Genomic DNA, 19,601 nt, shown 5'->3' with positions numbered 1-19,601 from the left:
TTATCACGATGATAACAATGACGGGTAGGTACCCATGGCGAAGACGCCGCCGATCGCGAAAGTCGTGCTGCACCCGGTCCGGCTGCGGATCGTCCAGCAACTCGGAGGACGGCAGCTGACCACGAGCGAGCTCCGATCGGCACTCCCCGACATCACCCAGGCCACGCTCTACCGACACGTCGCAGCCTTGATCGACGCCGAGATCGTCACCGTCGTCGACGAACGTCGCGTACGCGGAACCGTCGAACGCACCCTCGCACTCGGCGACCGCATGGCCCACGTCGGCCACGACGATCTCGCCGCCATGAGCGATGCCGAACTACGCAATGCCTTCGTCACATTCCTCGGCGCGCTCGGCGAGAGCTTCGACACGTTCATCCAGGACGACGATCGAAGCCTGCGCGACTATCTGGGTTTCGGGACCACCCCGCTCTACGTCACCACCGACGATCTCGCGGAGATCCAGAGCAGGCTCGCCGACATCCTCGCCCCGTATCGCACGGATACAGGTGACGACCGGATGCGCATCACCCTGACGACCGCGGTGATCCCCGCTCCCCCCACCGCTCCATCCGAAGAGGGGTAGATCTCAGCGGAACCGGCCCACGTTCGCGTCGGCCCACGGCGCGAAGGACGAGAACCGAGCCGTCAGCAAATTTGTGCGTATTTCCGTTGCAGGGCAGACGAACCGGCAGATCCATCGCGGACGAACAGCCGATTCACGGCGAATCGGGGTCACGACCCGGTGGCCCACCGAGCACGTGCGGAGCGCGTAAGTATCATTCCGGCAAACACCGCTCGAAGGGGAATACGGCGGCGGTAACTTTGGTACACCACATTTCCCTCGATGCCCACGTCCCCCAATACCTCTGTCACACATCATCGGAAACATTCCTGCTGCACTCTCCCCGGAGGCCGACGTGCGTGGATTCGGTATCGATCTCGGAACAGCCAACACCGTCGTCGGAACCCCCGACGAGGGCATAGTCCTCAACGAGCCGTCGCTGATGATGGTTCGCATCAAGGAGCCACGCCGAGCGCTCGCAATCGGCCAGGACGCGAGCGACCTCGTCGACCGCACACCTACCGGGATCGTCCCGATCCGCCCGATACGCGACGGGGTGATCGTGGATCTCGACACGGCACGGACATTCGTCACGGCCGTCCTCGCACAGATCTCACCGCGCCGGCACTACGGCATACGGCCGACGGGCGTCATCGCCGCTCCCGCAGGCGCCACGCCGCTCGAACGTCGCGCACTGCTCGAAGTCGGACACGAGGCCGGGCTCCGCAAGGTCGGCCTGATCCCCGAACCGGTCGCGGGCGCCCTCGGCTGCGGGATCGACCCGCTCGAACCCCGCACCCATCTCGTCGTCGACATCGGTGGCGGCACTTCGGAAGTCACCGCCCTCTGCTACGGCGGCGTCCTCTCCCATCGCAGTTGCCGCATCGCCGGCAACGACCTGACGAGCGCGATCCTCCGGTACCTCCGCGCGGAACACCGGATCCTCGTCGGCGAACTCACCGCCGAACGCGCGAAGGTGGGGGCACCCGACACCGCCGACGAGCGGTCGCTCGTCGTGGAGGGTCGCGACGCCGCGACCGGCCGGGCGCGCCTGGTGACGCTCGAGACCGAGGAGATCATGGACGCGGTGCGGCCCACCACGACCAGCATCGTGCAGACGCTGTCGACCTGCCTGGACGACCTGCCTCCACGCGCGATCAGCGACGTGATGGCCGAAGGCATCCTGGCGATCGGCGGAGGATCGATGCTCCGCGGTGTGCCGCAACTGCTCGAGGAGGCCTTCGGTCTCCCGGTGAAGACCGCCGACCGTCCTCTCACCTGCGTCGCCGAAGGCGCGACGGCCTGCATGGAACGGCCCGAGGTGCTCGCCGCCTACGCCGCGTCGTCGACTGCTGCCTGATCACTTACGGATTCGGTGCCCGGGTCTGCGCGAGGTAACGCTCGAGCAGACCCTTCACCACCGGCCCGGAGGTGGCCGAACCGAACCCGCCACCGCGCACCAGTGCCGTCACCACGACCTCCGGTGCCTCGGCCGGTACCACCGCGGAGAACCACGCGTTGAGACCCTTTCCGGGGGCCGACGGATCCTCCGCCGTACCGGTCTTGGCGGCGGCCGAGACCGGCAGGCTCGCAAGCTGACCGGCGGTGCCGGCCGAGGCGGACGCCCGCATGCCCGCCCGCACCGGTTCGAGCTTGTCCGCGAACGACAGCCGGTGCGGCGCCCCGGTGGGAATCGGAACCGCATCACCGGGGCCGTAGGCGGCGGCGAGTTGCGGGGTCACCACCTGACCCGACGCGATACCCGCCGTCCACCGCGCGACCTGGATCGGGGTCGCCGTGACGGTGCCCTGACCGATACCCATCAACAGGGTCGAGCCCGGATACCAGGCACCTCCGATGCTCTCGACGTTGTCCGGGGTGCCGAGGAAACCCGTGGATTCGGCGGGCAGGTCGATCCCCGAGGGAGCGCCCACCCCGAGTTCGGCGGCGGTCTCCGCGATGCGGTAGGGACCGAGGAGGTCGGCCAGTTGGTAGAAGTACACGTTGTCGGACCACTGGATCGCCCCGAGCAGATTGTTCGGGCCCATCGGCTGCCAGTTTGCGAAGGTGTGACCGCCGTAGGTGTAGGCAGCGCCGCCCGCCAGGTACGCGTCCGGTGACAGCACATCGAAAGCTGCGTTCGTCGACGCCGTCACGATCTTGAACGTCGAGCCCGGCGGCACCGCCGTCTGGACGGCGTGGTTCAGCATGCGGCCCGGCCCCGATCCCGCGGTCTGCGCTTCGATCGCGGCCGGATCGGCCGGAGGTCCGTAGACGTTGTTGTCGTAGCCCGGCACGCTCGCCAGCGCCAGCACCGCACCGGTGCGGGCGTCCATCACGACCGCCGCGCCGAGGTCGCCTCCACTGGTGCGCACCGCCTGGGCGAGGGCCTCGGTCGCGGCCTGCTGCATACCGAGGTCGAGGTGCAGCCGCAGGTCGTGGCCGTGTATCGGATCGACCCGCTCCCCCGTGCCCACCGGGCGCCCGGACGGATCGACGTACACGCACTGGCGACCGTCGACGCCGCGCAGCAGCGCGTCGTACTGCCGTTCCAGTCCCGCCTTGCCGACCCGCGATCCGAGCGCGAGGGTCGGCCAGACCTGCATGTCCTGCCGGTCCGCGACCCCGACGTACCCGAGGAGCGACGCGAGCACTTCCCCGTGCGGGTACCGCCTGCGTCCGGTCGGGTAGACCAGCACCCACGGCAGCCGGGCGTCGACGATCGTCCGGGCCTGGTCGGGCCCGACACGTCCGAGCACGACCTGCAGTTCCCCGTCGCTCCGGAGTTCCTCCTCGAGCTGTTCCGGAGTGATGCCGAGCAGCGCGGCGAGTTCGTGGTGCGCCGACGGGTTGCTCTCGGCGAACATCCGGGCGACCACCGCGACGGTGTACTCGGCGACATTGGTCGCGACCGGAACGCCGGCCCGGTCGAGGATCTGCCCGCGTTCGGCGGGTAGACGGATGCAGCGCAACATCTGTGTGTCGCTGGTCGCGCGCAGTTCGGTGCCGTGGTCGGTCTGCAGCTGGTAGGCGAACACCGACATCGCGACGAGCGAGGCCGTCGTCACCACTGCCCCCGCCGTGACACCCCGCGGCAGGCGCCGCTTCGTGGATTCGGTGGCCCACAGCTGCCGGGTCACACCGTCGCGACGTACCGCGAGAACGAGGCCGATGGACACGAATCCGACGATCGAGGCGGTGCCCCCGTAACTGAAGACGGGAATCGGCATGCCGGTGTGCGGCAGCAGCGACAGGCTCTGGGCCACCGACACCGCGGTGTGCAGCCCGAACAGCCCGCCGACGCCCGCGGCGACGAGTGCCGCCTCCCGCGTCCGTGCCGTGCGGGCGGCGACCACCGAACGCCACACGATGATCACGACGGCCAGCACGACGGCGATTCCGGCCGCCAGGCCCCACCCGTACACCAGGCTCGCGAAGGCCAGATCGTGCTGCGATTCGGGCAGGTACTGGGCCCTGAGGTCGTAGTCCGGTTCGCGCCCGAGACCCCACCAGCCCGCACTGCCGATCGCGATGTCCGCCTGCCATGCCGCCCAACCCGACCCCTGGGGGTCGGCGCCGCCGCCCGACAGGAAGACGTGGATCCGCTCGAGCTGGTACGGACGCAGGAACAGCACGGCCAGGGGCAGCGAGGCGAGCCCGAGTGCGAACAACGGGAACAGCGAACGCAGCGGCACCCGCCCCAGGACCAGCATGAGCAGCACGGTGGCCACGAGCACCACGGCTGTCGACAGGTCGGGCTGCAACGCCACCAGCGCGATCGGCAACGCCGACACGATCAGGACCCCCACGAACCTGCCGAGCGTGTATCCGCCGGCCAGTATCGCGGCGGGCACCAGAACCAGGGCGAGCTTGGCGATCTCGGAGGGCTGCAGGGTGAAGACACCCAGGTTCAGCCAGCGCTGGGCGCCTTTGGTCGCGATGCCGATCAACGGCACCGCCGCGAGCAGGACCACCGAGGCTGTGAACAACGCCCAGCCGAAACGACTCAGGGCGGCGATCCGCATGCGGGAAGTCGCCCACATCGCGCCGAGTCCCACTGCGGCGATCGCGGCGTGACGCACGGCGAGCGACGACATGCCGGTCGAGATCATGTTGAGCATGCCGAGTGCGACCAGCGCGACGACCGCCGTGACGAGCCAGGGATCGGATGGGTGCCTAACCGCCGTCACGAGTGCCCCCGGGCACGCAGCCGGCATTTTCGGCGGGAAGGTACAACGGTTCGGACGCGGCCACTGCGGGGACGGTGGTGACCGCGGCGACCGCCAGTGCCGGCCCGGGCGGCAGGTCGACGCTGCCGATGCCGTATGCCTCCGGCGCGCCCGGCGGCACCGGCACCGTGATCTCCCCGCCCGGCTGGGTCACACCCGTGCATCGGTCGTAGACCGTCAGATTCCAGGCCACCGCACCGACATTCGCTGCCGGGTCGAGTCCGACATCGACGCGGACGGTGCACGATCGTCCCGGCTCGCACGGACCGTTCGCGAAGCTTGCGGCGACCTGCGTGACCGGTCCGGCGGCACCCGGAAGTGCGGTGGTGACGGGCCCCGGTTCGACGGCTCCCGGTGCGGCTTCGGGCACCGGCGGAATCGGAGGGGGTGGCGAGACGGGATCGATCCGATCGTCCATCGACGAGTCCACCGGGTCGAGGAGGGTGTGCCAGCCGCGGTTCAGTTCCGACCATGCGGTGGGAGCCACCCACGCCACCGCGACGAGCGCGAGGATCGCGATCAGCGCGATGATCCACCGGCGCGGCGACAGGCGCCTCTTCTTGCGATGCCACACCTTCCCGGCGGGTGGGCGCGGGCGGTTCGGGGTACGAGCCCGCTCCGTCGTCGGGAGCGGCATGTTCGCCCGTTCCGCGATATCGCGCTCCGAACGGGCGTGCCCCTTCACTGCGGAGACGAGCGCGACGATCTGAGACCGCTTCCTTTCCCTCTCGGTCTCGTCGAATTCCGTTGCGGCAGCATAACGGACCCGTCTCGCCAGGCCGACCGGATCCGACGATTCGGCGATCGCCGCGTCCACCCGATCGGCAAGCGCGTCGTTACGGCAGTTCGTCACGATCCGGCGGAGCAGACCTGTCGTCGCATCACGCACCTCGTCCCAGGATCCCGCACTTCCGGCGCTGTCGATGGTGAGCTCTCCGTTCTCGGACACCATCACGGCATCGCCTCGGAGGCGGATCGGATGATGGCCCCGGCCGTGCGCGAGTTCGAGTTGATCGACCGCGTCGGTGACGAGCAGCGCGGCCTGCGCAGACGTCAAAGTCACGACGGCAAGCAGTCTTCCGAGTTCTACGCCGCCGCCCCCTGCGTCGTCGTCCACTCGTGTGTCCGGTCCGGAGCGAACCTCGACGGGCTCGTGGTCTCTCGCATGGATTCCCAAGACTGCTTCGATCATCGCGCATCCCGAAAACGCCAGGCCTCCCGCAAGTGTCAGCCAGACCGGAGCGGGCGGGTGAATTGATCTGGGAGTACCTTTCCCCCTCGACGACGTGCTGCCGAAATTCATTGTGTGTCATTTGCGCACGAGTTGCCTCGGCTTTCGAACGAAACCTTGTGACACATCTGTCCCAAAGCTGTTACCGCCGGGAACATCCACCGATCACTCGCCGCCCGCCTGCACCGTGTGGGGACGTGCCGGGAAGTGGCGCCGGGCGTCGTACGGTTCGAGCCACACCTGCACCGTCGCGAACAGTCCGCGCTGCGGGAGCCGGAAGTCGCCGAGGCGGTCCTGCCGGCTCAGGGGACCTTCCGGACCGAGATCCACTCCACGGACCACGGCGTGCTCGGTATGGGCAACCCACAGTTGTCGCGGGTCGGCCCGGAACCACTGCCCGTTCGGCAGGTGCCCACCGAGCCGCACCCGGCCGGCGCCGAGCACCGGTCCGGCGAGACGCCCCATCGCGGCCAGCACCGTCGGACTGTGCCGGAGCACATCGGGCATCAGACTGCCCGCCGCGGTCATGACGGTGGTCGCCGGCGATGTGGTCATCCGGAGATCCCACTCCAGTTCGGTACCGGCCGTCACATGCAGGGCGGCCGGCCCGGTCCATTCGGCACGCACGTCGGTCTGCTCCGTTCGGTTCAACGCGTGACCGAGATAACGAGGGCAGCTCAGCTCCGGCGGGACGTCGCTGTACACCGTCCACGTGCCCTCCGGGTCGCGGTGCCATACGGACGTGAAGCCGTCGCCGATGCTGGTGGTCGGGAATCTGCGCAGCGCGAGATAATGGCCGCTCGCGAACGGCGCGCCGATCACGGCGTAGCCGGCGAAACGCTCTCCGGAAACCCGGGGCAGTTCGCAGGGCCTCTCGGCGGCTGCGTGCGGGGTGATGGTCATGATCGTCCTCCTGAATTGCGGGTACTTCGATCCTGGGCTCACCGCCCCCGCACGTCATGAGGCCGCTGCCTCATCTTTCGAACCCGGAACTGTGCGAGGACACTGATCCCATGACGTCCACAGGGGACGGTCCGCGACGAGCGGAACTGGTCGCCGCGCTGTCCCTCGCGATCGATCTGGGTCTCGGTCAGCCGATGGAGCACATGCTGCGCTCGGCCGTGATCGCCACGCGTATCGCCGACCGGATGGAGTTGACTGCAGATCAGCGCGACGTGGTGTTCTACGCCGATCTGGTCGCGTGGATCGGATGCCACGCCGATTCGCACGAACTGGCACGGATGTTCGGCGACGACATCACCTTCCGCGCCGACACCTACGCGGTGGACATGACGGGATTACCGTTCCTACGGCTACTGATGAGTCATGTCGGGCGGGGACTGCCTCACACGGAGCGATTCCTCCATGCCACCGCCTTCCTGTTCACCGCGCGGCGGCAGATGTCCGAACTCATCCGGTCCCACTGCGGGTCCGCGAGTGTCCTCTCCGATCGGGTCGGTCTGGATCCGGAGGTGGGATCGATGCTCGCCTTCACCTTCGAGCGCTGGGACGGCGCAGGGCTACCTTCGGGCGCGCGCGGCGACGAGATTCCCGTCGAGATGCAGATCGTGCACCTGGCCGACGTGGCCGAAGTGCACCTACGGCCCGGTGGGCCGGCACAGGCGGGCGCTGTTGCTCGTGCGCGCAGCGGAACCCAGTTCGGACCCCACGTGGTGCAGGTCTTCGTCGACGCTGTCGACGCGATCACCACGGGAGTGCTCGAACAGGACGCGTGGTCGGCGGCGCTGGCCCAGGCATCCGATCGGGATTACACAGTGAGCAAGCCCGAACTGGACGAGATGCTGCGCGCGATGGCAGATTTCGTCGACCTCAAATGTCCGTATCTACTGGGACATTCGCGGCGCGTCGCGGATCTGGCGGCGGCAGCGGGCCGGCATCGCGGGCTTCCGGTCGCCGAGGTCGAACTCCTCTACCGCGCCGGGCTCGTGCACGGACTGGGACGGATGGGTGTGCCCAACCAGATCTGGGAGAAGATCGATCCGCTCACCACGGCGGAATGGGAACGGCTCCGCTTGTACCCGTATCTGACCGGACGGATCCTCAGCCGCGTCGGTGGGTTGGAGTCCGTCGTCGCCGTCGCTGTGACGCACCGAGAGCGACTCGACGGTTCCGGCTATCCCGGTGGGCTCCGGGCCGCCGACCTGGGCGCGACGGCGCGAATCCTCGCCGCCGCGGAAACCTACCAGCGCCTACGAGAACCTCGGCCGCACCGCAGGGCACTGACGGCCGAGACTGCCGCGGCCCGGATGTGCCGTGACGCGGAAGCCGGTCGATTCGACACCGAAGCCGTCGAGGCCGTGCTGGTCGCGGCCGGACATCCGACGAAGCGCCGTGCCCCCTGGCCTGCGGGATTGACGGGGCGTGAGGTGGAAGTCCTCAGACTCGTCGCTCTGGGATACTCGAACCGGCAGATCGCCGACGAGCTGGGCATCGCGCACAAGACGACCCGCAATCACGTCGAGCACCTGTACACCAAGCTCGACGTCCACAACCGTACCCAAGCGGGGCTCGCGGCCATCGACCTCGGCTTGTCCTGAGAGCGGCAGGACGATGGCACCATGGGGCCTCGATCAGGCGTGATCACCACGGGGTTCGATGTTGGCGTTGCGGTGAAAAACGTTGTCCGGATCGTACTTTCTCTTGATCTCGACCAAGCGCGCGTACTTGGTGAGGCCGTAGGTGGCCTGCACCTGCTCCTGCTCGAACTCGCTCATCGCGTTCACGTAGGAACCGATCCCGACCGAATGCGGGCGCAGAGCCTGCCAGAGGGAACGGACCCAGGTGCGCTCGGCCGGCAGCAGGTCGGAAGTGGGACAGACACCGGCCAGGAAGGCGGCGAAGCGAGGGGTGCGTTCCCCACCGAAGGCGGTGTCGTCGTCCCCGGCTTCGCAGTACGCCTCGTCCAGCCGGTAGAACAACATCATCGACAGCGGCGAGTTCTTCCTGGGCAGATGCTCAGTGACCACGGCGATCGCTTCGTCGGTGAGGGCTTCGAGATAGCAGCTCTTGTCGTAGCAGTACAGGCCCCACGCGGTGCTCTCGTCGAGGAGCCGCTGCAAGTCGACGTAAGGCATCGGGGTGACGAACTCGAACAGCGGCGGGAGCGTGTCGCGAATCCGTGCCAGGAGGTCGTGGTGTGTCTGCGGTGTTCCGAAACCGGTCACGACGAGGGCGTAGCCGGGCTGGAAGTGGTACTTCTCGGGCACGAAGGGAGCCGGCGGGGCGTTGAGTCCTGCGATCACGATGTTGAGTTCGCGCGGCAGCGTGTCGATGACCTCCCGGGCGAGTCGCAGCACCTCGGCGCCCTGGTCCAGCCCCCAGAACAGCATCCCGAACTGTACGACCGGTCCTACCTCGTGCAGGCGGAACTCGAACTCGGTCACGACACCGAAGTTTCCTCCGCCTCCGCGGATCGCCCAGAACAGATCCGGGTACTCGTCCGCGGAGGTCCGCAGGATCCGGCCGTCGGCAGTGACTACCTCGGCGGAGACGAGGTTGTCGATGCTCAACCCGGCTTGACGGGTAAGCCAGCCCATCCCCCCGCCGAGGGTCAGTCCCGCAACCCCGGTGTGACTGATCAGCCCGGCCGGGACGGCCAGCCCGTGGGCTTGGGTAGCGGCATCGAGATCACTCAGCAGCGCGCCGGCCCCGACCCGCACCCGCCTGGTATCCGGATCGACAGCTACGTGGTTGATCGGGCCGAGGTCTATCACCAGGCCGTCGTCGAGAACCGAGGAACCCGCGGTGCTGTGCGCTCCCCCGCGTACAGCGATCTCCATCGCGTGCTCGGTCGCGAAGGCAACCGCCGCCACCACGTCGGCGGTGTCACGACATCTCGCGATCATGGCCGGGTGACGATCGATGTCGGCGTTCCACACCCGCCGCGCCTCGTCATAGCCCGCATCGTCGGGACCGAGAACCGGCCCCGCCATCGTGGTTCGCAGGGTCCCGACGTCACCGCCGGTCGTGTAGGTCATGAGCGTCTCCTCCTGCCGGCACTACCTGGCGCTGGGGTGACGACGCGCATTTCGGCGCGAAAACATACTGTTCCATCGTCGAACCCCACTATTACCGACCCAGGGTTGCTTTGGACCCATCAACCGTACGTCCGGCTCTCGGGGTGCCACAAGGGCGGCCGGGTTGATCGTGGCGCGCAAGAAACGGGGCGGTACCGGCCTGACGCGACTTGTGTGGATCCGACCCCGCTATCCGGGGTCGAGGCCACACACATCTGTTTCGGGCACGCCGTCTGGACTGTCTGCGAACTGCGGGGATACGCTTCTTTCGGCGCCCATCGAGAATCCGCTCACCCGACCACGCCGCTCGGTCCGACGTGATCTCGACGAAGGACGCATTCACCATGACTCACGACATCGCTACTTCGGCGCCTCCCGGCGCCACCGATCCCGACCGCCTGTTCACCAGCGTCGACCCGCGCGACGGGACAACCCTGGGCCAGTACCGCATCACCGGCGCCGCAGAGGTAGCCGCCACCGTAGAGCGCGCCCGCTCCGCCGCACGGTGGTGGGACGAGATCGGTTTCCGAGGTCGGCGCGATGTTCTCCTCGATTTCAAGAAAGCCATTGCCGGTGAGGCAGATTCATTGGCTTCACTCATCTCCGCCGAGACCGGAAAACCGCACGACGACGGATTCATCGAAGTGATGCTCACCGTCGAGCACCTCGACTGGGCCGCACGGAACGCCTCGAAAGTTCTGGGGCCCCGGCGCGTTTCCTCCGCCCTGCCGTCGATGAACCAGAAGGCGATCCTCGAGTACCTGCCCCTCGGTGTCGTCGGGGTCATCGGTCCGTGGAACTTTCCTGCGTTCACGCCGATGGGGTCGATCTCGTACGCTCTCGCTGCGGGTAACGCTGTGGTATTCAAGCCGTCCGAACTGACACCGGGTGTCGGCATGTGGTTCGAGAAGACTTGGAACTCCGTCGCTCCCGGCCATCCGGTTCTCCAGGTGATCACAGGTTTCGGCGACACGGGTACTTCGCTTGCGCGGGTAGGCGTCGACAAGATCGCCTTCACCGGTTCCGGTGCCACCGCACGCAAGGTGATGGCCGTATGCGCCGAGACGCTGACGCCCATGGTCGCCGAGTGCGGCGGTAAGGACGCTGTGATCGTCGCCGAGGATGCCGACCTCGACAAGGCAGCGGAAGCCGCTGCGTTCGGCACGGTCCTGAACGCAGGACAGGCATGCGCGAGTGTTGAACGTATCTATGTCGCCGATCCGGTATACCAGCAGTTCGTCGACAAGCTCGCCGCCGCCCTCTCCCGCGCCCGTCCGGGCCCGGAGGACACCGCCACATACGGTCCGATGACCTTGCCGCGGCAGATCGAGGTGGTGCGACGCCACCTCCGCGACGCGCTGGACCACGGTGCAACGGCCGTCATGGGCAGTCTCGATTCGGTCCGGGAGCGATACATCGAACCCGTCATCCTGAAGGACGTGCCGGACGACTCCCCCGCTGTTCAGGAGGAAACGTTCGGGCCGACGGTCGTCGTCGATCCGGTCCGTGACCTCGACGAAGCCGTCGAACGGGCCAACGGCACGCACTACGGTCTCGGCGCGGCGGTGTTCACGCGCAGCAAGAAACGAGGCTTGAAGGCGGCACGCCGGATCCGTAGTGGCGCAGTCGCGGTGAACAGTGTCTTCAGCTTCGGCGCGGTACCCGCCCTCCCCTTCGGCGGTATCGGCGAGTCGGGCTTCGGCAGGATCCACGGCGCCGATGGCCTGCGCGAGTTCAGCCGGCCGCACGCGGTGACGGTGGAACGGTTCCGCGCCCCACTGGCCCTGTTCGCGGTCGACACTCCCGAGCGGGACATGAGGATCGCGAAACGTATGTTCCGGATGCGTCACGCATGGTGATCTCGAACCGGGGCATTCCCTTCGCCCGGACGCTATCGGACGGATGGATCTACAAGTCGGTGATATCTGTCAACTCGTAGTGCAACGCCGCCGTCCGCATCAGGCGATGTGCGAGATGGACGCCGATGTGCTGCACGACCGGGAACTTCTTGTCGATGAGATCGCCGGCATGCTTCGACTCGTCACCGGACAACAGCCGGGCCGTCGCCCGGGCGGGCGCACCTGTCGGTTTGCCCGACCACGTGCAAGGACGGATGCGGACTTCGGGGTAATTACGGAGCCGTTTGTTCTTCGACGCCTTGCCCGGCGTGCGGAAATAGGCGTGATCGGCTTCGACGACGAGGTTGACGGGGGTGTCCACCCACGTGCCGTCGCGCTTACGCGTCTGGAGTTGCACGACCTTCTCGTCGGCGAATCGGTTCGGAGCGTTTCCTGCCATGTCACTGATCCTCGTCTCGACGGGTCCTTCTATTGTGGATCGTCGGAGTGGCTGACGACATTGACGACCGTGCCATCCGGTGCGCGCACGAAGAACCGCCGTACGCCCCACGGCTCCGTGGTCAGCGGATGGACGATCTCGAACCCTCGACGCTGCGCTTCCTCGTAGGCGGCCTCCACCTCGTCGCCGACGTGAACCGAGATGGACGAGTCCACGGGAGCGGTCTCGTCGCCGCTGACCAACTGGACGACGGCACGACCGTCCGGAGTGGTGAACCGCGCGACCCACCCGAGGTTCATCTCTTCGACGCTCAGCCCCAGATAGTCCATGTAGAAACTCCGTGCTTCCCCGATATCCGGGACGTTGATGTTCGTGGTGATGCCGGTCGGACGCATGCAGGTCGCTCCTTCGACGATCTTCGGTGGGATCGACCCCGCTCAGTGGGGCCCAACCCACGCAAATCCGTAATCACAGACGAGGCCGCTCTCCCTGGGCACTACCGCACCGTAACCCCGATTTGGTGTTCTCGACCGATTTACACGCCGTCGAGAACACCAAATCGGGTCATCGCTTCGTCCCACCTCCGGAGGGGGTTCCGCTCATGATGGTCGACGGTCTCGCAGCGAAGTTCTCCAGCAATTCGTGAATTCGAGTACACCACTACTCATGCCCCGCGGGTTCGCCCCCGCCAGACTCGTATCCACGGATCGGCCCGTCCCGACAATCGGAGAACTCATGTCTCTCACCAATTCCACGGCCCACCCGAAACTCGCACCCACCTTCGTCCGCTACAGCGACGACCTGGAACGACGAGACCCCGACGAAGATGCCCTGATCGAGCGGATCGTCGAGTCGCTGCACCGTAACAACGAGTGGGCCGCCGAGAAGTACAAGCATGCGATCCGCGACGCCCACGCCAAAGGGCTCGGTGTCATGCGCGGGGAACTGACCGTGTATCCGAATCTGCCCCGGCCCTATCGGCAGGGACTGTTCGCGAAAGCCCGGACATATCCGGTACTCGTTCGCTTGTCCAGCACGGCAGGCGCGCTTCGCAGCGATCAGGTGGGCGGAGTCCGCGGAATGGCGATCAAGGTTCTGGGTGTGAGCGGTGACCGGATCATCCCGGACGGACACACGAATCAGGATTTCATTCTGGTGAACAGCGATACGTTCCCGTTCGCCGATGTGCGTTCGTACGCCGGCAAGGGAATGCGGTTCGCAAAGATCCTTGCACGCACTCCCGACCCCCTGCTTCGGACAGCCTGCTTTCTCGCCCGAGGCGCTTCGCGGATCTTCACGCCACTGCACCTCACCCTCCCGAACGATGTGCAATTGTTTGCGCGACCGAACGACCACGTCCTCGGTGAGACCTATCATTCGGCGGCGGCGCTTCGTTACGGCGACCATGTCGCCAAAATCTGCATCACTCCCCTCTCGGATTCGGTCAAGAGCCTCACCGGACAACGCATTCCTCGCAGCGCCGGCGACGACGCGCATCGCCTGTCCGTCGAGCAGTTCTTCGCGCACACCAGTGCCGACTACGAGGTCCGCGTCCAGCTCTGCACCGACACCGAGAAGATGCCGATCGAGGATGCCACCGTGCAGTGGGCCACGGGCGAGTCACGGCATGTTCCGGTGGCCCGAATTCGGATTCCCCGACAGGACACCAGCAGCACGGCGCTGCGCACCTACGCCGAAGACGTCGTGTCGTTCAATTCGTGGACCGGTCTCGCAGATCATCGTCCGTTGGGCTCGATCAATCGGCTGAAACTTCGCGTCTACAACGCGTCGAGCGAATTCAGGCACCGCAAGAACGGAATCGACCGCGTGGAACCGACCACAATTTCCGATATTCCCGAATAGTGAGCTGTATTCGCACTGCTCGAACCATATTTTTACGCTCCCGGCCTCCTTATACTGAGTTACCGTGGCCATCAATTGGCAGTTGGTCGATCGTCCCGACGAATTCGATACGATCCGATCCGAGCTGACCGGAGACGGTCAGGGCGCCATCCTGATCGGCGCCGCCGGGGTCGGCAAGACCACGCTCGCGCACCTCGTCGCCGATTCCCTCGGTTCGCCCGTGCAGTGGGTGGCGGGCACCGAGTCGGCACGCAGCATTCCACTCGGTGCGTTCGCCCCGCTCGTCGATCCGTCCACGACCCGCGACGCCGTCGCATTGGTCGGATCCGCTCGACGGTCTCTCCTGCGGCAGGGAGACATCGTGCTCGGTGTCGACGACGCGCATCTGCTCGACCAGCTGTCGGCGACCCTGCTCCAGCAGCTCGCGATCGAACACACGGTGCGGATCATCGCCACGATCCGCTCCGGCGAACCCGTCCCCGACGCCGTCACCTCGCTGTGGAAGGACGACTACCTGCGGCGCATCGAACTACGTCCGTTCACCAAAGAGGAGAGCATCCGTCTCGTCCGGTCCGTCCTCGACGGGCAACTCGAGGAACTGAGCGCCGACGTCATGTGGGAGATGTCCGGCGGCAATGCGCTGTTCCTCCGGCATCTCGTCGAAGGTGCCCTCGATGCGGGACATCTGGTGCAGGTATCCGGTGTGTGGCAGCTCCGCGGGCAGACCGCCGCAACACCCGGGCTCACCGAACTGCTGGAATCGCGCCTCGATCGCGCCGGCCGGGAGGTCCGTACCGCTCTCGGACCGCTCGCCTTGTGCGAGCCGCTCGACCTCGACATTCTGCTCCGTATCGCCGGCGAGGACGCCGTGGACGCGGCCGAGATGCGCGACCTGATCCGCATCGAACCCGACGGCTCCCGGCTCGACGTGCGATTCAGTCATCCCCTGCTCGGCGAGGTCGTGCGGGGACGCATGGGCACCGCATCGGCCCGCAGGCTCCGCGGGCGGCTCGTCGACGAGCTACAGCAACGCGGGACGAGTACCGCTGCGGAACGCATCCGCCTCGCCGAGCTCTACATGGGCAGCAATCGCCCTCCCGACACCGAACTGCTCGTCACCGCGGCGCGCGACGCGGTCTCGTTGTCGAATCATCCGCTCGGTGAACGCATCGCCCGCCGGGCCTGCGAGCGCGGGGGCGGTATCGCCGCCGCCGAACTGCTGGCCCGCGCGCTCCTGTGGCAGGGCCACCCCGGACGCGCCGAGAAGACACTGTCCCGATTCGACCCGGAGGGCATGAACGAACTCGAGCTCATCCAGTGGGGCATGCCGCAGGTATCCATCCTCTTCTGGTCGCTCGGTGAGGTCGAGCGCGCCCACGAGATCCTCGACCTGCTGCGCGAGCGGACCCACCACCCCGCGTTGCGCACGCTCGTCGACGCGGTGACGGCCTCGGTCGCCGTCCACGAGAACAAGCTCGACGAGGGACTCGCGCTTTCCGCCGAAGTCCTGTCCGACCCGGACGCACTGGCCCAGGCGGTCGAATGGGCTGCCTTCAGCGCGGGACTGGCCATGACGGTCGCCGGTCGCGGCAGCGAATTCGAACCCATCGCTCGCCGCTGCTTCGACATGCGCAAATCGACCGACGGCATGATCCGTACGATGATCCGGTACGGCGACGTCGTCGCCCTCGCCCAGATCGGCGACCTCGCGCTGGCGGAAGAGCGGGTCGCCGAGATCTCGCACTTCTCCTCGTCCGGTCAGTACCTCGCATGGGCGATCTCCAAGATCATGGCCGCCGTGATCCACACGAACCGCGGTTGCTTTCCCGAGGTCGTCTCGGAGATCGAACAGGCGCTGGCTGCGCTCACGGCCGAAGTTCCCCTGCCGTGGCGAGTGCCCGCAACCATTCTTCTGGCCAAGGCGTACGCCGTACTCGGGCAACCCCAGCACGCACAGCGTGTCCTCGACGACGCCGACGAACACACCGGACTTCACACGGCGATCCATCGTCCCACCCGGTTGATCGCACAGTCCTGGCTGGCTGCCGCCGAGAACTCCGAGCAGCGCAGCGTCGCCTTCGCCCGCGAAGCCGCCGAGGCCGCCCGCACGTCCGGGCAGTACGCCGTCGAGGCCGACGCCCTTCACGACGCCGCGCGCTTCGGAGACCGCAGTGTCGCGGGCCGCCTGGCCGAACTCGTCGACCACGTCGACGGTCCGGTGGCGTCGCTCCAAGCCCGCCACGCGGCCGCAGTGGCCAAGGCGGATGCGGCCGAACTGGACGCGGTCAGCGACGACTTCGAGCAACATGGGCTGTTCCTTCACGCTGCGGATGCCGCAGCGCTCGCGGCGTCCGCCCACACGCACGACGGCGACAGGCGACAGAGCACCGAATCCGCCGCCCGGGCATTCAAATTCGCCGCTCGCTGCGGTGGGATCACGACACCTGCGATCCAGTCTGCGGCCCACCCTTTGCCGTTGACCGCCCGCGAGCGTGAGATCGCCGCGCTCGTCGCCACGGGTCTGACGAACCGGCAGATCTCCGAGCGACTGTTCGTGTCGGTCCGCACCGTCGAAGGCCATCTCTATCGGGCATGTATCAAGCTCGGTGTTTGCGATCGCGAGCAGCTCGGACGCTTGATGCGCAACGAGGACGAGTGACGCTCGACGAGTAGTGCGCTACTCGCGACATGCCGACGGCAGCCCTCCATGCTGGGGAGAAGAACGCAGCGCCGTCCGGATCCGCATCGTGACGACGCGGAGATCCCGGGAGGAGCGCATGGTCACCGTTGCGACGTGGAACCTGGAGAACCTGTACCGTCCGGGGCACGAATCCGGACCTCCGAACGACGAGGTCTACCAGCGCAAGCTCGACACTCTCGCCGACATCGTGACCGAAGTCGACGCCGACATCCTCGCGGTCCAGGAGGTCGGTGACCCTGCCGCCCTCGACGACCTCGTCGCCCTGCTACCCGACCACTGGCACCGATGCCTGTCCGCCCATCCGAATCCGCGCGGGATCCGGGTGGGTTTCGTGTCCCGACCGGCGTTTCTCGACTCGTCCGAGATCACCGTCTTTCCGGAGCCACTGGGATCCGTGCGGGTGGCCGACGGATCTGCGTCCGGCAGCTTCGCCACGCGAATGGGACGGGGCGCGTTGAGGGTTCGGGTCGCGACGGAGATCGGTGTGCTCGATCTGATCACCGCGCATCTGAAGTCCAAGCTGCTCACCTATCCCGGTAACCGGTTCGCTCCACGCGACGAGGACGAACGTGCCCGCTTCGGTGTCTACGCGCTCTACCGGCGGGCAGCCGAAGCCGCCACCGTGCGAGCAGCGGCGACCGCTCTGCTCGACGGTGCGATCGAGGACCGGCCGCCGCGCGACGATCCCGCCGTCATCGTGCTCGGCGACCTCAACGACACCGCCGACGCCGCCACCACCCGGGTGCTCCACGGGCCGCCCGGCTCCCAGATCGGCACCGCCGGGTTCCCTCGTCCCGACCACGGCGACCGGACCCGCCTGTGGAACGTCGCCTCATTGATTCCCGAGGAGCACCGCTTCTCGCGGATCTTCGAGGGACAACCCGAGCTGATCGACCACATCCTCGTCAGCCATCGGCTGCTCGACCACCTCGAGTCCGCCACAGCGGTCACCGATGCGCTGACCGGAATCACCGCAGACCCCCGCTTGCGGCGGGCCACAGTGAACTCCGATCACGCGCCGGTCGTCGTGCGTCTCCTCTGACAGGCCCGCTCACTCGATGCGGAAGCTCGCGTACGCCTTGTCGCAGGTGCTCGAGTTTCGTTCGACGATCTGCTGCAGGCAGTGCGTCTGCTCGATGATCCCCATACCGACCTCGGAGAAGGTGTCCTCGTGGTAGACGTGGCGCGCCAGCAGCGGGTTCGTGAACGCCTGCGTGAACGCGTCGTGGGCGACCATCGTGGTCAGCAGCTCCCCCATCATGCGGTGCCGGGGATAGTCCTCGGCGAAGATCCCCACGTACCACTCGACCGCGTCGACATCGCCGTAGAGCCGCGCGAGCTTCTGCTGCACCTCGACGTCCCCGGTGAGTTCGGCGAAGCTCGTCAGTCGTCCGAGTCCGAACGCCTCCCGGTAGTCGTTGAACGAACGCAGCCGCGCCTGACGCATCAGCCCGACGGTCCTCTCCTCCACCGACTCACGGTCGGGGCACATCGGATGACGGTCGACCAGGAAGGCCGGGGTGTTCCCGAGGCCGATCCTCGACGCCTTCTGTCGCGAGCACTGGTCGATGATCGACTCGATGCCCCTGTCGATCACCAAGGGATTGTTGTCGACGAATATCCGCGTACTCACCCGCTGCGAATCGAACACCACCGAATCCGGAATCAACGAATGCCACCGGTACAGGAGGTTGAATTCGATTGCACACCAGTTCGTTCTGTTCCACGGCGCTCTGTCCGCCATGAACGGGACGAACTCGATCGGGAAGTCGAACGGTCCGATGTGTTTGATGTACTCCTCGATGACGATCTTCAACAGGATGACGATCATGATGTTGCGGGTGGTCTCGAACAACCGGTCGTCGTCCCACTCCGGGTACGCGCCTTCGAGAATGCCGGCGATCCGGTTGTGTTCGCGGAGGAACAGCACGTTCAGCACGGTGTTGCCGATCGTGCTGTTGCCGTGCTCGAGTCCGACCGCGAACACCGACCCCTTCCGCTCGTCCGGGCACAGTCGGAGAACCGTCTCCAGCAGGTACTTCCGGTTGTGCAGTTTCGCGAACTTCGGAACGAACCGGAGCTCCTCCCCCGGCTTGCGCTCGGCGAACAGGAAGGGCGGATATTCCTCCTCGTCGATGACCTGACTGTCGAGGCGACCCCCGTAGCCTGCCCGCAGCATCGCAGTCTTGTCCTGATTCACCCCGTAGATCTGACACAGGTCGATCTCGTGGTTCGAGTCGTTCTTCCGCGGGTCCTTCCTGTTCGTGCGCAGGAAGCTGTCGGTGAACCACTGCGCGAAGAACGCGAACCACACACTCGTGTCGGTCGAGGGAATCTCACGGGTGCGCCGGAACAGCGCTACCACGTCCCCGACCGCCGGCAATTCCTCCGGCGGTGTGGTGGACGGAGGGAGGTGACGACCGCTGTAGGTGCGGTCGGTCAGACTCGTCCACGTCGTGTAGTCGGCAGCCAGCGTCAGCGGGCGCGGACGCGGCGGCACAGCGTTGGCATACTTCTCGATCGCCAGTCTGCTGGCCTGCCGTCGAGCGACCGGGATCCGCCCGACCACCTCGGCCCCGATCCACGGGAGGCGACCGGAGAGCAGGGGCGACAACTTCATCGTGGAGTGGTGCCGACGTGGACGGCGAGTCGGTAACAGCAAAGGTGTGAACATCGA

Annotated in this window: 14 protein-coding genes; 7 read left to right on the top strand and 7 right to left on the bottom strand. The window is 66.8% G+C overall.

Annotated features, from left to right (window positions below; translation table 11 throughout):
- Positions 1-34 precede the first annotated feature (34 nt).
- Entirely contained in the window at positions 35-586 is a 552-nt protein-coding gene (locus PV766_RS16765; RefSeq protein WP_255162552.1) for a helix-turn-helix domain-containing protein, read from the top strand.
- A gap of 334 nt (positions 587-920) precedes the next feature.
- On the top strand, positions 921-1,925 hold the full coding sequence (locus tag PV766_RS16760; protein WP_064063219.1) for a rod shape-determining protein: 1,005 nt from the start codon (positions 921-923) through the stop codon (positions 1,923-1,925).
- Between the two features lie 4 nt (positions 1,926-1,929).
- Here PV766_RS16760 and PV766_RS16755 read toward each other — a convergent pair whose 3' ends face one another.
- From PV766_RS16755 to PV766_RS16745, 3 genes are all read right to left on the bottom strand, one after another.
- Entirely contained in the window at positions 1,930-4,755 is a 2,826-nt protein-coding gene (locus tag PV766_RS16755; RefSeq protein WP_421097466.1) for an FtsW/RodA/SpoVE family cell cycle protein, read from the bottom strand.
- The gene (locus tag PV766_RS16750) at positions 4,742-5,857 is read right to left on the bottom strand and encodes a hypothetical protein (protein ID WP_421097465.1); all 1,116 of its coding nucleotides are present in this window, start codon (positions 5,855-5,857) and stop codon (positions 4,742-4,744) included. Before PV766_RS16750 ends, PV766_RS16755 begins: the two co-directional genes overlap by 14 nt.
- Before the next feature lie 333 nt (positions 5,858-6,190).
- Positions 6,191-6,928, bottom strand: coding sequence for a hypothetical protein (locus tag PV766_RS16745; protein ID WP_421097464.1), 738 nt, complete (start codon positions 6,926-6,928; stop codon positions 6,191-6,193).
- A 110-nt stretch (positions 6,929-7,038) separates the two neighbouring features.
- On the opposite strand from PV766_RS16745, the gene PV766_RS16740 reads away from it, so the two are divergent.
- On the top strand, positions 7,039-8,583 hold the full coding sequence (locus tag PV766_RS16740) for an HD domain-containing phosphohydrolase (protein WP_421097463.1): 1,545 nt from the start codon (positions 7,039-7,041) through the stop codon (positions 8,581-8,583).
- Positions 8,584-8,616: 33 nt separating this feature from the next.
- Here the strand turns inward: PV766_RS16740 and PV766_RS16735 are convergent, their stop codons facing one another.
- On the bottom strand, positions 8,617-10,023 hold the full coding sequence (locus PV766_RS16735; protein ID WP_064063215.1) for an FAD-binding oxidoreductase: 1,407 nt from the start codon (positions 10,021-10,023) through the stop codon (positions 8,617-8,619).
- Between the two features lie 383 nt (positions 10,024-10,406).
- Here PV766_RS16735 and PV766_RS16730 point away from each other — a divergent pair, with 383 nt between their 5' ends.
- A complete protein-coding gene (locus PV766_RS16730) occupies positions 10,407-11,921 on the top strand; it encodes an aldehyde dehydrogenase family protein (protein ID WP_421097462.1) in 1,515 nt (504 codons plus the stop codon).
- Between the two features lie 49 nt (positions 11,922-11,970).
- Here PV766_RS16730 and PV766_RS16725 read toward each other — a convergent pair whose 3' ends face one another.
- Positions 11,971-12,360, bottom strand: coding sequence for a PPOX class F420-dependent oxidoreductase (locus PV766_RS16725; protein WP_129977885.1), 390 nt, complete (start codon positions 12,358-12,360; stop codon positions 11,971-11,973).
- A 29-nt stretch (positions 12,361-12,389) separates the two neighbouring features.
- A complete protein-coding gene (locus tag PV766_RS16720; protein ID WP_016935457.1) occupies positions 12,390-12,755 on the bottom strand; it encodes a VOC family protein in 366 nt (121 codons plus the stop codon).
- 340 nt (positions 12,756-13,095) lie between these two features.
- On the opposite strand from PV766_RS16720, the gene PV766_RS16715 reads away from it, so the two are divergent.
- The 3 genes from PV766_RS16715 (at position 13,096) to PV766_RS16705 (ending at position 17,966) form a co-directional block, all read left to right on the top strand.
- Positions 13,096-14,223 (top strand): catalase family protein, encoded by a 1,128-nt coding sequence (locus PV766_RS16715; RefSeq protein ID WP_213931720.1) that lies wholly within the window; start codon positions 13,096-13,098, stop codon positions 14,221-14,223.
- A 64-nt stretch (positions 14,224-14,287) separates the two neighbouring features.
- A complete protein-coding gene (locus PV766_RS16710) occupies positions 14,288-16,882 on the top strand; it encodes a LuxR C-terminal-related transcriptional regulator (protein ID WP_421097461.1) in 2,595 nt (864 codons plus the stop codon).
- A gap of 118 nt (positions 16,883-17,000) precedes the next feature.
- Complete coding sequence (locus tag PV766_RS16705) at positions 17,001-17,966, top strand: endonuclease/exonuclease/phosphatase family protein (RefSeq protein WP_421097460.1); 966 nt, start codon at positions 17,001-17,003, stop codon at positions 17,964-17,966.
- Between the two features lie 9 nt (positions 17,967-17,975).
- Here PV766_RS16705 and PV766_RS16700 read toward each other — a convergent pair whose 3' ends face one another.
- On the bottom strand, positions 17,976-19,544 hold the full coding sequence (locus PV766_RS16700; RefSeq protein WP_421097459.1) for a peroxidase family protein: 1,569 nt from the start codon (positions 19,542-19,544) through the stop codon (positions 17,976-17,978).
- Positions 19,545-19,601 lie beyond the last annotated feature (57 nt).

The organism is Rhodococcus sp. As11 (assembly GCF_048957735.1).
GTDB lineage: Bacteria > Actinomycetota > Actinomycetes > Mycobacteriales > Mycobacteriaceae > Rhodococcus > Rhodococcus gordoniae.
Note: the sequence above shows the minus strand (reverse complement) of the source record. Positions and strands in the feature narration are given on the sequence as shown.